Origin of the sequence: Mesorhizobium temperatum, assembly GCF_002284575.1 — a bacterium.
Classification (GTDB): domain Bacteria; phylum Pseudomonadota; class Alphaproteobacteria; order Rhizobiales; family Rhizobiaceae; genus Mesorhizobium; species Mesorhizobium temperatum.
The window spans coordinates 1-13097 of sequence record NZ_NPKJ01000008.1 but is presented as its reverse complement, the minus strand read 5'-3'; the positions used below and the strand labels follow the sequence as shown (position 1 = coordinate 13097).

Below are 13097 nucleotides of genomic sequence, written 5' to 3'. Positions count from 1 at the left end.
GGCCATCTCCCCCTCAAGGGGGGAGATCAGATGTCACGACGGCTTTCGCCAATCGCCCACGTTGCAGAAAACCCGCCCCCAGAGAAGCCGCCAATCTTCCCCCTTGAGGGGGAGATGGCCGGCAGGACAGAGAGGGGCGCGACGGAGCGCGACGGTCCTGACGTCAGGTCCTCAAGTCGCCACCATCGCAAAGGCACGTCATGACCATCCGCTTCGACAAGCTCGGCGTGGTCATCGCCGCGATCGTTTCTTATGCTGCCTTCGCGGCGCCCTTCGCCACCTTCCGCGCCAATCGCATCGTGCCAGGCGAGGCACGCTCGATCCTCGACGCTCTGCCTGCGGCGGCAGGCCCGCTGCTGCTGGCGATCGTTGTCGGCGCGGCGCTCATCGCGCTGTTGAAGACGCCGCTGATCCTGCGCCTTGCGGCCAGTGTGGTCGCGCTTGCAGCATTGGCGCTGCTGATCGGCGTCTCCGGCAGCTTCCTGACGCCTGAGGGCAATACCTTTGCCCGCATCTCGCCGGCCTCGGGTTTCTGGCTGCTCATCTTCGCCTTTACGCTCTTGCTCGCCGATGTGCTAACAAGGCTGAACCTGTCGCCATGGGCGCGGGTCGGCGTGCTCGTCGTCGCCGCAGCGGCCATCGGCCTGCTGCTGGTCTCGGGAAGCTGGAACAGCCTGTCGATCCTCAAGGAATATGCCAACCGTGCCGACAGTTTCTGGGCGGAAGGCTCCAAGCATGTGACGCTGGCGCTGGGTTCGCTGGCGGCGGCGGTGATATCAGGCCTGCCGCTCGGCATCCTCTGCCACCGCGTCGAAAAATTGCGGGCCGGCGTGCTCAACGTGCTGAACATCATCCAGACCATTCCCTCGATCGCGCTGTTCGGCCTGTTGATCGCGCCGCTCGGCTGGGTCGCAACGCATGTGCCCGGCGCAGCCGCGCTCGGCATTCGCGGCATCGGCACCGCGCCCGCTTTCGTTGCCCTCTTCCTGTATTCGCTGCTGCCGGTGGTGGCCAACACCGTGGTCGGTCTTGCCGGCGTGCCGCGCGCCGCCAACGACGCCGCGCGCGGCATGGGCATGACCGATCGCCAGCGCCTGTTCGGCGTCGAATTTCCGCTGGCCTTCCCGGTGATCCTCACCGGCATACGCATCGTGCTGGTCCAGAACATCGGCCTTGCCACCATTGCCGCGCTGATCGGCGGCGGCGGCTTCGGAGTGTTCGTGTTCCAGGGCGTTGGCCAGACGGCGATGGACCTGGTGCTGCTCGGCGCCGTGCCGACGGTGGCTATGGCCTTTGCTGCCGCCATCATCCTCGACGCGGTGATCGAAATGACCTCAACCAGGAGACGCGAGGCACAACCGGCATGATCGAGATCGAAGGCATTACCAAGCGCTATGACGCGACAACGGTGGTCGATGACGTGTCGATGCTGATCGAGCCGCGCACCATCGCCGTCATTGTCGGCACCTCAGGCTCCGGCAAGACGACGCTGCTTCGCATGATCAACCGGCTGGTCGAGCCGACCTCCGGCGTGATCAGGCTCGACGGCGCCGACAACCGCTCGCTGCCCGGCTACCAACTGCGCCGCAGCATCGGCTACGCCATCCAGGGCCACGGGCTGTTTCCGCATCGCACGGTGGCGCAGAACATCGGCACCGTGCCGGTGCTGCTCGGCTGGGAAGCGGCCCGCATCAAGCGCCGTGTCGACGAGTTGATGACGCTCTACCAGCTCGATCCCCAGGCGTTCGGGCCGCGCTATCCGCACGAACTCTCCGGCGGCCAGCAGCAGCGCGTTGGCGTCGCCCGGGCGCTTGCCGCGGAGCCGAACGTGCTGTTGATGGACGAGCCGTTCGGCGCGCTCGACCCGATCATCCGCAACAAGGCGCAGGAGGATCTTCTGGCGATCCAGAAGCGCTTCGGCACCACCATCATCCTTGTTACCCATGACATGGAGGAGGCGGTGCATATGGGCGACAAGATCGCGGTGATGGATGCCGGCAAGCTGGTGCAATATGCCAAGCCCGCCGAGATCCTGGCGAAGCCGGCCAGCGCCTTCGTCGAGACCCTGGTCGGCGCCAGCGAAAAACCGTTCAGGCTGCTGTCGCTCGGCCGCGTGCGCGACGCGGTGGAGACGGGCGCTGCCGAAGGCGAGGCGATCCCCGACGACGCCAGCCAGCGCGATGCCCTGGCCGAACTCCTCTGGTCGGGCCGCCCGGCGCTGCCGGTGAAAGGCGCCGACGGCAGGCCGCTCGGCCGCGTGACGGTGGACGGACTGGTCAAACGCGCGGCGAGGCCGGCATGAAGGAGGCCGGTGTAAAAGCCTGGCTTCCGTCGCTGCTCAGGCTTGTCCTGGTGGTGCTGCTCATTGCCTTCGTGACCAATCCCGGCTGGTTCGAGCCGCTGCTGAAGCCGCTGACCGAGAACAACGCGCCGGCGATCTACAATCAGGGCAGCCTTTTGACGCTGACGCTGCTGCATCTGAGGACCGTGCTGATCGCCACCGTAGCGGCGACCATCGTTGCCGTGGCGCTCGCCATCCTGGTCACCAGGCCGGCCGGCGTCGAATTTCTGCCGCTGTCGCGCAGCCTGGTCAATATCGGCCAGACCTTTCCGCCGGTGGCGGTGCTGGCGCTCGCCGTGCCGGCCGTCGGCTTCGGCGAGAAGCCGACACTGATCGCGCTGTTTCTCTACGGCCTGCTGCCGATCTTCGAGAACGCGCTGACCGGGCTGACGACGCTGCCGGCCAATGTGGTCGAGGCGGCGCGCGGCGCCGGCATGACCGGCTGGCAAAGGCTGGTCAAGATCGAGCTGCCGCTCAGCGCACCGATCATCCTCGGCGGTATCCGGCTTTCGGTAGTCATCAGCCTCGCCACCGCGACGATCGGCTCGACCGTGGCGGCCAGGACGCTGGGCGAGGTGATCATCGCCGGTCTGTTGTCCAACAACCTCGCCTTCGTCCTGCAGGGCGGCCTGATCGTCGCCGCCCTTGCCGTGCTGATCTATGACGGGCTGTCGGCGATCGAGCGCTACACCGCGCGTCGCATGGGGCAGGAGACGGCGTAGTCACCAAAATTCAGATATCGCGTTCGCTCATCTCGGCGGAAATGGATTCCAAACAGCGATTCCATGACCCGACCGGGTTCTGAAGTGAAAGAATAGCGGCTCTACCGAGAGGCTTTTGGGCGAAAGCCGGGCAAAAACCGAACAATATCTTGACGTTCGCAACCCTGTTTCGCATAAGCCGGTGCGAAGGGAGCGGATTTTGCGCGCGGAATCCGCTCCCCTGTCTCAACGGCCCAGGGAGGGGTTCTTTTGGGTCATCAAGCGAGGAAAATTCGGCAATGACCATAATTTCAGCTGTCATCGCCTGCGGTCTGCTTTCAGTCCTTTACGCCATCTGGGCGACACGTTCGGTCCTCGCGGCCGATCAGGGCAATGCACGCATGCAGGAAATTTCCGCGGCCATCCGCGAAGGCGCGCAGGCCTATCTGGCGCGCCAGTACACCACCATCGCCATCGTCGGCGTCGTGGTCCTGCTGCTCGCCTGGTGGCTGCTTTCGATCACCGCCGCCATCGGCTTCCTGATCGGCGCCGTTCTGTCGGGCGCTGCCGGCTTCATCGGCATGCACGTCTCGGTGCGCGCCAATGTCCGCACCGCGCAGGCGGCTTCCAACAGCCTCGCTGCCGGCCTCGAGATCGCCTTCAAGTCGGGCGCCATCACCGGCATGCTGGTTGCTGGCCTGGCCCTGCTCGGCGTCTCGATCTACTACCTGATCCTCACCCAATTCATGGGCCTCCAGCCCAACGACCGTGTCGTCATCGACTCGCTGGTTTCGCTCGGCTTCGGCGCCTCGCTGATCTCGATCTTCGCCCGTCTCGGCGGCGGCATCTTCACCAAAGGCGCCGACGTCGGCGGCGATCTGGTCGGCAAGGTCGAAGCCGGCATTCCCGAAGACGATCCGCGCAATCCGGCCACCATCGCCGACAATGTCGGCGACAATGTCGGCGACTGCGCCGGCATGGCCGCCGACCTGTTCGAGACCTATGCGGTGACCGTGGTCGCCACCATGGTCCTCGCCGCCATCTTCTTCGGCGGCACCGCCGTTCTCAGCGCCACGATGCTCTATCCGCTGGCCATCTGCGGCGCCTGCATCCTGACCTCCATCGTCGGCACCTTCTTCGTCAAGCTCGGCTCCAACGGCTCGATCATGGGCGCGCTCTATAAGGGCCTGATCGTCACCGGCCTGCTGTCGATCGTCGGCCTCGGCATCGCCACCTCGGCAACGCTGGGCTGGGGCGAGATCGGCACGGTCGCCGGCATGGCCATCACCGGCACGAACCTGTTCATCTGCGGCCTGATCGGTCTCGCAGTGACCGGCCTCATCGTGGTGATCACCGAATACTATACCGGCACCGGCAAACGCCCGGTGAACTCCATCGCCCAGGCTTCGGTCACCGGCCACGGCACCAATGTCATCCAGGGTCTTGCGGTCTCGCTGGAATCGACGGCACTTCCGGCGATCGTCATTGTCGGCGGCATCATATCGACCTACCAGCTCGCCGGCCTCTACGGCACCGCGATCGCAGTCACCACGATGCTCGGCCTTGCCGGCATGATCGTTGCGCTCGACGCCTTCGGCCCGGTCACTGACAATGCCGGCGGCATTGCCGAAATGGCCGGCTTGCCCAAGGAAGTGCGCCAGTCCACCGATGCGCTCGACGCCGTCGGCAACACCACCAAGGCGGTGACCAAGGGTTACGCCATCGGTTCGGCCGGTCTCGGTGCGCTGGTGCTGTTTGCGGCCTACTCCAACGACCTGAAGTTCTTTGCCGCCAATAGCGACAAATATCCTTACTTCCAGGGTATGGGCGAAGTCTCTTTCGACCTCTCCAACCCTTACGTCGTCGCCGGCCTGATCTTCGGCGGTCTGATTCCGTATCTGTTCGGCGGCATCGCCATGACCGCCGTCGGCCGTGCGGCGGGCGCCATCGTCCAAGAGGTGCGCAAGCAGTTCCGCGAGGATCCGGGCATCATGGCCGGCACGTCGAAGCCGAACTATGCGCGTGCGGTCGATCTTCTGACCAAGGCGGCGATCCGGGAAATGATCGTTCCGTCGCTGCTGCCGGTGCTGGCGCCGTTGGTCGTCTATTTCGGCGTGCTGCTGCTCTCGGGCTCGAAGGCATCCGCCTTTGCAGCACTTGGTGCCTCGCTGCTCGGCGTCATCGTCAACGGCCTGTTCGTCGCCATCGCGATGACCTCTGGCGGCGGCGCCTGGGACAACGCGAAAAAATCGTTCGAGGACGGCTTCACCGACAAGGACGGCATCAAGCACCTCAAGGGTTCCGAGGCGCACAAGGCCTCGGTGACCGGCGACACGGTCGGCGATCCCTACAAGGACACCGCCGGTCCGGCTGTCAACCCGGCGATCAAGATCACCAACATCGTCGCCCTGCTGCTGCTGGCCGTGCTCGCGCACGGCTGAGGCCGCTCGGCCCTTCCGGGGCCGAAAATCCAGAACCGAACCCGCGGGAGCGATCCCGCGGGTTCTTCTATTTTGGACGTCCAGCATCAAGGCATTGACGCCCTTCAAGTCGTCTGCGGCCCGCAGCCCGCGACGCTGGCTTGCTGTCTCAAAACAAAAACCCGCAGGATCGCTCCCGCGGGTTTTCGGTCGCCTGAGATGTTGCTGCTTCCAGGGAAGCAAAAGGAAGGGATGAAGCCGATTCTGCCGGGATGGATCAGGTGCCGGGCGAGCCGCCGCCGCCGCCGGGGAGGCCGGGCGCCAGCTTGCTGGCGCCGCCGATGATCTGGCTGAGGAAGTTCTGGTCCTTGCCGCCGGTCGGCGTGGTCCGCGAGATGAAGTCGAACACCTTGCCGTCCTTCAGGCCGTAATTGGCGATCTGGGTAACGCGCCCGTCCTCGCCGAAATAGACGGCCAGCACCTTCTGGTCGACCAGCCGCGGCTTGTCGAAGGCGACGTAACGCTTGCGCGTCTGTGAGATGTAGTAGAACGCCTCGTTGTCGAAAGTCGCCTTGGTCGACGGGGTGCCGAGCGCCAGAAGCACCTGTTCGCGGCTCGAGCCGACCGGCACCAGGTCGATTGCCTGCTGGTCGATGACGTAGCCCTGCGTCAGCGTCTCGCTCGGATTGAGATCACCGATCATCTTCGACGAGTTGCAGGCGGAAAGCGCCGAAGCAACCACCAGCAGCGAGATCGCGCCGGCGGATCTCGGAAAAGCGGACCTGGGAAGAAAAGTCGACTTGATTTTCAGCGCGCGCAACTACAACTCCATTAGCTGGCCGCAACTTGCGCTGGGCCGCAAAACCGGTAAACCAGCTTGCTCGCCGATGCAACAAGGCCAATTCAACAAACGGTCCCCGGGAGACCACCCTCAATGTTCCAGCGCCTTTTTGGTCGCGAACGTCACGCCAACCGCGCTATCACCGAGGCGCTTTACGCACAAATCGTGGCAGCGGCGCGGCAAACCGTGTTTTATTCCGACTGGAATGTACCGGACACGCCGCTTGGCCGCTTCGAGATGCTGTCGCTGCACATGTTCCTGTTTCAGCACCGGCTGCGCGGCGAGGGCGGCGTTGCCGGGGAGGTCGCGCAGGTGCTGATCGACGAATTCTTCATGGATGTCGAGCATTCGCTGCGTGAACTGGGCATCGGCGACGTCGGCGTGCCGAAGCGCATGAAGAAACTGGCGAAGATGTTCTATGGCCGCACCGCCGCCTATGACGATGCGCTGGAACGAAACGACCATGATGCACTCGTCGCCGCCCTTGCCCGCAATGTCAGGCCCGATGCCGCCACCTGGCCGCAAGCAACGCAACTGGCCGGCTACGTCGCCGATGTCTCCAGGCGACTCGCGGAACAGCCGACCGAATCGATTGTTTCCGGCACGGTGGCATTCCCCGTGGCCAAGACTATCTAAGGAAAAGATGAAGCACGCCGATTCCCAGAGCCCCGTGTCCTTCGTGGCCAATGTCGCCAGGCTGCCGCAAAAGGGACTGCCGGTGGTGATCGAGGCCGACGCCGCGCAGCGCGCCACGCTGGCCGGCGAGCACGAGTTGCTCTCGGTCGAGAACTACCGTGCCGAACTGCTGGTGACGCCATGGAAGCGCAACGGCGTCAAGGTCAGCGGCCGCGTCGAGGCCGATATCACCCAGGCCTGCATCGTCACCCTCGACCCGGTCGAGGCGCATATCGACGAGGCAGTCGACGGACTGTTCCTGCCGGAGCAGTCCAAGCTCGGGCGGCAGGGTTTCGAGGGCGGCGGCGAGATAATGCTCGATGCCGAAGGGCCGGACAGCCCGGAAACATTTTCCGGCAATACGATCGATGTCGGGGCGCTCGCCGAACAGTTCTTTGGGCTGGCGATCGATCCCTATCCGCGCAAGCAAGGCGTTTCGATGGAGGCTGCCGACGATGCCGGGACTGCGGAAAGCGAATTCCAGCAAAAGCTGCGTTCCCTGCTGGGAAAATCCTGAAAACCCGACCCAATCGGAGAAAGCCGGTTGTGCGGCAGCCCAAAAACGCTATTTTCGCCGAACCTTCGCGAGCCCCAAAACCGTTGCCAGCGCCAGGCGCTCGCTCAAGCAAACTGTGAGATGAACACCGCGTGATCAGGATTTCCATCGATGCCATGGGTGGCGATCACGGACCAAGCGTGGTCATCCCGGCGCTCATGACGGTCGCGACGCGGCGTCCCGACATCCGCTTCGTCATCTATGGTCGCGAGGAGGCAGTGCGCCCCGAACTCGCAAAACTCCCCAAGCTGGCGGAAGTGTGCGAGTTCATTCACTGCGAGATAGCAGTCAGGATGGACGACAAGCCGAGCCAGGCGCTGCGCCATGGCCGCTGGAAGTCGTCGATGTGGAAAGCGGTCGAGGCGGTCAAGGCAGGCACTGCCGACGCCTGCATCTCGGCCGGCAACACCGGCGCGCTGATGGCGATGTCGAGGTTCTGCCTTCGCACCATGGCGACCATCGACCGTCCGGCGATCGCGGCGCTCTGGCCGACATTGCGCGGCGAAAGCGTGGTGCTGGACGTCGGCGCCACCATCGGCGCGGATGCGCATCAACTGGTTGATTTTGCCATTCTGGGCACCGGCATGGCGCGCTCGGTTTTCGGCATCGAACGGCCGAGCGTCGGCCTGCTCAATGTCGGCGTCGAGGAGATCAAGGGCCAGGAAGAGGTCAAGGAGGCGGGCCGCATGTTGCGCGAGGCCAACATGGCCTCGATGAACTACCATGGTTTCGTCGAGGGCGACGACATCGGCAAGGGCACGGTCGACGTGGTCGTCACCGAAGGATTTGCCGGCAACATCGCGCTGAAGACGGCGGAAGGCACGGTAAGACAGATCGCCGGTTATCTGCGTGCCGCGATGGACCGGACGCTGATGGCCAGGATCGGCTATATATTCGCGAAAGGCGCCTTCGATCGCCTGCGCGAAAAGATGGATGTCGGCCGCTCCAATGGCGGTGTTTTCCTGGGTCTGAACGGCATCGTGGTGAAAAGCCATGGCGGGGCTGATTCGGACGGCTTCGCGGCGGCGATCGAGCTTGGGTACGACATGGTGCGCAACAATCTGCTCGATCGCATCGAAGCCGATCTCGACCTGTTCCATGCGCGCAATCCGCATGCCCAGACATCTCGGAAATCCGACGTCGTTGCCGACGCAGAGGAATAGGAAAGAGCCTTGATCAGATCAGTCGTGCGCGGCACAGGCGCCGCGCTGCCCCGCCGCATCATGAAGAATGCCGATTTCGAAGGCATGGTCGAGACGTCAGACGAATGGATCGCCCAGCGCACCGGAATTCGCCAGCGCCATATCGCGGCCGACGACGAGACGACGGCTTCGCTCGGCGAGGCGGCGGCGCGCGCAGCCCTTGACAATGCCGGCCTGACGCCGGCCGATATCGACCTGATTGTGCTGGCCACCTCGACGCCCAACAACACCTTTCCGGCGACCGCCGTCGACATCCAGAACCGGCTCGGCATGCATCACGGCTTCGCCTTCGACATGCAGGCGGTGTGCTCGGGCTTTGTCTATGCGGTGACGACAGCCGACCTCTATATACGCGGCGGCCTGGCCAAACGCGTGCTGGTGATCGGCTCGGAGACCTTCTCGCGCATCCTCGACTGGAGCGACCGCTCGACCTGCGTCCTGTTCGGCGACGGCGCCGGCGCGATGGTGCTGGAAGCAGGAGAGGGGGCGGGCAGCATTGCCGACCACGGGGTGCTGGCGGCCAGCCTGCGCTCCGACGGGGCCCACAAGGACAAGCTGTTCGTCGATGGTGGACCGTCGACCACCGGAACGGTGGGCCATCTCAGGATGGAAGGCCGCGAAGTGTTCAAGCACGCGGTCGGCATGATCACCGACGTCATCGAGGCGACGTTCTCAGCTGCCGGCATCACCGCTGAGGATCTCGACTGGTTCGTGCCGCATCAGGCCAATAAACGGATTATCGACGCTTCCGCCAAAAAGCTCGGGATAGCAGAGCAAAAGGTGGTGGTTACGGTCGATTTGCACGGCAACACCTCGGCTGCTTCCGTGCCGCTGGCTCTGTCGGTGGCAGTCGCCGACGGCCGCATCAAGAAGGGTGACCTGGTGCTGATCGAGGCGATGGGCGGGGGCTTCACCTGGGGCGCGGTTTTGGTTCGCTGGTAAGTGCCGAACTGACAGGTTCGGTCCTTGACCTTGCCGGATCAATTACTTAGGCTCTATCTTTGCTTGTATAGAGTTATGTTTTTGAGCTGATGGGGACGGTTCGCATGGGGGGAAAGACACTTACGCGCGCCGATCTTGCTGAAGCCGTTTATCGCAAGGTTGGCTTGTCGCGCACTGAATCGGCCGAGCTCGTCGAAGCGGTTCTGGACGAGATTTGCGAAGCGATCGTTCGCGGCGAGACGGTGAAATTGTCGTCGTTCGCGACGTTCCATGTCCGCTCCAAGAACGAGCGCATCGGGCGCAATCCCAAGACCGGCGAGGAAGTGCCGATCCTGCCGCGCCGGGTGATGACCTTCAAATCGTCGAATGTGCTGAAGAACCGCATTCTGCGCGCCCACCAGAACAGCAAGGCCAAGGGCAGCAAATAGCGGCTGCGCTTCAAAGCCCGGTTGAAAACGGGCGCCCCCTTTGACGCCGGGCTTGAATATTGTTTCATAAACCGCTGAAATAAGGCTCGATTCGGCAGAACAAGCCGGATCGGAATGACTCTTTGTTGAGCATGATCTTGGCCGAAGACCGATTCCCACTTTTCGGGATCATGCTCCAGCGTGAGGATTTCGCCCATGGACAAGAGCCCCGACGCTTTCCGCACCATCAGTGAGGTCGCAGAAGATCTCGACCTGCCGCAGCATGTTCTGCGTTTCTGGGAAACGCGTTTCAACCAGATCAAACCGATGAAGCGCGGCGGCGGCCGCCGCTACTACCGGCCGCAGGATGTCGAACTGATCAAGGGCATCCGCCACATGCTTTACGACCAGGGCTATACGATCAAGGGCGTGCAGAAGCTGCTGCGCGAGAACGGCAACCATTTCCTGGTCGCCATCGGCAGTGGCGACATGGCGGCCGTCGAGGCGATCTCGCAACGCCGGCAGGCCGATGCGGTGCCGCTGACGCCGGCGGCCCAGCCGCGCGGCGCCGATGACGAGATGCTGGTCGGCGAGCCCAAGGTGAAACCCAGCCGGCGCTTTTTCGGCCTGGGCAAGACCGACGACGAAGGCCCGGTGCAGCCGGGCACGTCGAAACTCTCGCGCGACAACCGTGCTTTGCTGCAGGAGGCGCTGTTCGACCTTCTGGAATGCAAGCGCCTGCTCGATCAGGTGCGCTAGCGCATGACCCCGAAAATCGGAATCGATTTTCGGAAAGGATCATGCGCAAAATTAAGTGCTACAGCGACCCTTGCGCGTCCAATAGGACGCGCGGCGCTGTAGTGCATGTCGCCTAAAAGCCTACCCTCGGGCTTGAGCCGGATGCGCAGCGGTTTTGGGACAACGACGCATAAAAAGAAAAAGTGGGTCGCATGAATTCCTAGACGCAACGTGCTTTAAGGCCCGATCGATCGCCGGCAAAAACCGGAACTGCTTCCGAAATCATGCGTTCTTTTTCGCAAAGGAAGGAAGCATGTCATGGTATCTTTTTCGACCCTCTCCGACATCGACCTTGAAAAGCAGGTCGCATCCCTCTCCAGGGAACTGGCGGCGCTGAGAAAAGCCGTGTCCAGGCGCGGCAGCGCCTATTACGAGGACGGGCGTGACACCGCGTCGGACTATTACTCGGACCTTGCCGAGCGCATCAGTGACGCTCTGCCTGCGATCAGGAGGCATAGCAGGGTGATAGAGAAGACAGCCCGCGATCATCCCGCGACAGCGGCCGCTGTCGGGCTGGTTGTGATCGGGCTCGTCGCCAGCCTGTTGCTCAGCCGACAGCAGAAGACGTCGCGAGCGACATCCAGATCGGCACGTTGAGATGAAAGAAAATGGCGGCCTGGACGGCCGCCATTTTCGTTGACAACAAGTCGATCAGCGCGCGAGCTTGAGCTTGTTCTTCGGGCTGACCTGCGCGGTCTGGCTGCATTTGCCATAGACGGTGCCGTTGGGGTCGGTAGCATCCGTGTATGTACCCTTGCAGTCGAGCTCCAGCACCAGACAGTGACCCGCGCCCTTACAAACCGCGCCGCCGTCGCTGGTGGGATGCGTGCCGTTGGCGAAGGCCGAGCTCGGAACTGAAATCGAGCCGAAGGCCGAGACGACGATGGCAGCGGCGAGCGAAAGGCGCTTGAAGTTCGAAATATCAGTCATTTGAGCATTTCCTTCTCTGGATCGAGGATCGCCGTCAGGGCGTCCTTCTGGTTGGGGACCGCCTTTGTGGCGTCCATACCGTCTTGGTGCGGCCCGGAGAGGAAAGGTTCACGCGTCGGTTCAAAAATATTCGCAGCCCCCTGGCGCGTTCTGCCTGCATCAGGCTCCCGCCGCTGATTCGATCCGTTCAAAACGGCTGACGGCCAGCGACAGCCGCTTAACAAGGGAGCGGCTCAGAACCGTCGAACAATTCGGCGATCGGCCAGTCAAAGAACCCGATCGGAATGACGGTCCCGTGCCGGTGCTGCCGAGGCCTGTGCCGGGCTGCGCCGATCGGAATCACGATGCCGTGACGGCATTTTTGGCGCTTGGCAAATCACCATTGAGAGGGCATTCTCTGCGCCGTCTCAGGCAACTTCTTGATTTGATCAAACTCTTTAAATCCACGGAGTTGCCAAATGCCCCAAATAGCAACAAGCGAAGCTTTTTCCGAACTGTCGGCAACCGAAGCTGCCCCCGACCACAGCGCCCTCAAGGCCATCCGAGAAACCAGGGGATACAGCATGGAAGAGCTGTCTCTGACATGCGGCCTGGCGGTCGATGAAATCGCGGACATCGAGAACGGCAAGAATGCAGATTTATCGAAGCTTCGGCGAATAGCCTCCGCGCTCCGGCTTCCGGAAGACGCGCTGATCAATACAGCCGTGCTGACACAATCCGTGGAAAATCGACGGCCCGTCTCATAACAGCGACGCCAGAGGATCAAGCCAGACAAACGAGTGTGATTCTGGATTTGAAGTTCCTGAATGCTGACGACGCCCCAACAGAGCAGGAACTTCAAATCCACCATGCCGGGCATCGGCGCGACGGCCGCCGAATTCGGTTGACCCGAACCGGGTTATCACGATACATCGCGACCGGTCCGGAGTGTAGCGCAGCCCGGTAGCGCACTTGACTGGGGGTCAAGGGGTCGTCGGTTCGAATCCGGCCACTCCGACCATTAAATCCTTGAGATCCCTAGTTTTTATTGAAGGCGCCTTCTGGCGCCTTTTCCATTTTCGGAACGAAAGGCGCTCAAATCGCCCGTTTTCGGAACCCGGAGTCCCGAAAAAGTCCCGAAGTGAAAGCCCGAATGTTCTGCATTCGTGCGCCTCGGCTACTCCGAATCTAGCCTGCGTAACTCTCCAGGAACCCGAAATGCGTAGGTCGCGTCCCTACAGGTGGTGTAGCTCGGCGGTAGCGAAGCCGCTCGCGAGCGCGCCCTCGATAGCGCTGTAGCGAGCG

The 13097-nt window shown here is 62.9% G+C and carries 14 protein-coding genes and 1 tRNA gene; 13 read left to right on the top strand and 2 right to left on the bottom strand.

Features of this window, described 5'->3' with window-relative positions:
* Positions 1-200: 200 nt before the first annotated feature.
* From CIT26_RS02200 to CIT26_RS02185, 4 genes are all read left to right on the top strand, one after another.
* Positions 201-1367, top strand: a complete 1167-nt coding sequence (locus CIT26_RS02200) for an ABC transporter permease (protein WP_095491048.1) — start codon at positions 201-203, stop codon at positions 1365-1367.
* A complete protein-coding gene (locus CIT26_RS02195) occupies positions 1364-2302 on the top strand; it encodes an ABC transporter ATP-binding protein (protein WP_095491047.1) in 939 nt (312 codons plus the stop codon). The genes CIT26_RS02200 and CIT26_RS02195 overlap by 4 nt, the downstream gene beginning before the upstream one ends.
* On the top strand, positions 2299-3063 hold the full coding sequence (locus tag CIT26_RS02190; RefSeq protein ID WP_095491046.1) for an ABC transporter permease: 765 nt from the start codon (positions 2299-2301) through the stop codon (positions 3061-3063). Before CIT26_RS02195 ends, CIT26_RS02190 begins: the two co-directional genes overlap by 4 nt.
* Before the next feature lie 278 nt (positions 3064-3341).
* Complete coding sequence (locus CIT26_RS02185) at positions 3342-5483, top strand: sodium-translocating pyrophosphatase (protein ID WP_095491045.1); 2142 nt, start codon at positions 3342-3344, stop codon at positions 5481-5483.
* A gap of 256 nt (positions 5484-5739) precedes the next feature.
* On the opposite strand, the gene CIT26_RS02180 is transcribed toward CIT26_RS02185, so the two are convergent.
* The gene (locus CIT26_RS02180) at positions 5740-6282 is read right to left on the bottom strand and encodes an outer membrane protein assembly factor BamE (RefSeq protein WP_095491044.1); all 543 of its coding nucleotides are present in this window, start codon (positions 6280-6282) and stop codon (positions 5740-5742) included.
* Between the two features lie 114 nt (positions 6283-6396).
* Here CIT26_RS02180 and CIT26_RS02175 point away from each other — a divergent pair, with 114 nt between their 5' ends.
* From CIT26_RS02175 to CIT26_RS02145, 7 genes are all read left to right on the top strand, one after another.
* Positions 6397-6939, top strand: coding sequence for a ubiquinol-cytochrome C chaperone family protein (locus CIT26_RS02175; RefSeq protein ID WP_095491043.1), 543 nt, complete (start codon positions 6397-6399; stop codon positions 6937-6939).
* A gap of 7 nt (positions 6940-6946) precedes the next feature.
* Positions 6947-7495, top strand: a complete 549-nt coding sequence (locus CIT26_RS02170) for a YceD family protein (RefSeq protein WP_095491042.1) — start codon at positions 6947-6949, stop codon at positions 7493-7495.
* Positions 7496-7626: 131 nt separating this feature from the next.
* Complete coding sequence (gene plsX / locus CIT26_RS02165; protein WP_095491041.1) at positions 7627-8697, top strand: phosphate acyltransferase PlsX; 1071 nt, start codon at positions 7627-7629, stop codon at positions 8695-8697.
* Positions 8698-8706: 9 nt separating this feature from the next.
* The gene (locus tag CIT26_RS02160; protein ID WP_095491040.1) at positions 8707-9678 is read left to right on the top strand and encodes a beta-ketoacyl-ACP synthase III; all 972 of its coding nucleotides are present in this window, start codon (positions 8707-8709) and stop codon (positions 9676-9678) included.
* 104 nt (positions 9679-9782) lie between these two features.
* Positions 9783-10106 (top strand): integration host factor subunit alpha, encoded by a 324-nt coding sequence (locus tag CIT26_RS02155; RefSeq protein ID WP_095485783.1) that lies wholly within the window; start codon positions 9783-9785, stop codon positions 10104-10106.
* 195 nt (positions 10107-10301) lie between these two features.
* Positions 10302-10844, top strand: coding sequence for a MerR family transcriptional regulator (locus CIT26_RS02150; RefSeq protein WP_065008065.1), 543 nt, complete (start codon positions 10302-10304; stop codon positions 10842-10844).
* Positions 10845-11141: 297 nt separating this feature from the next.
* Entirely contained in the window at positions 11142-11480 is a 339-nt protein-coding gene (locus CIT26_RS02145; protein WP_095491039.1) for a hypothetical protein, read from the top strand.
* Positions 11481-11534: 54 nt separating this feature from the next.
* Here CIT26_RS02145 and CIT26_RS02140 read toward each other — a convergent pair whose 3' ends face one another.
* On the bottom strand, positions 11535-11813 hold the full coding sequence (locus CIT26_RS02140; protein WP_095491038.1) for a hypothetical protein: 279 nt from the start codon (positions 11811-11813) through the stop codon (positions 11535-11537).
* Between the two features lie 458 nt (positions 11814-12271).
* Here CIT26_RS02140 and CIT26_RS02135 point away from each other — a divergent pair, with 458 nt between their 5' ends.
* Together CIT26_RS02135 and CIT26_RS02130 are read left to right on the top strand one after the other, a co-directional pair.
* Complete coding sequence (locus CIT26_RS02135; RefSeq protein WP_095491037.1) at positions 12272-12559, top strand: helix-turn-helix domain-containing protein; 288 nt, start codon at positions 12272-12274, stop codon at positions 12557-12559.
* A gap of 177 nt (positions 12560-12736) precedes the next feature.
* Positions 12737-12813 (top strand) — tRNA-Pro (locus CIT26_RS02130).
* The last annotated feature ends 284 nt before the right edge of the window (positions 12814-13097 follow it).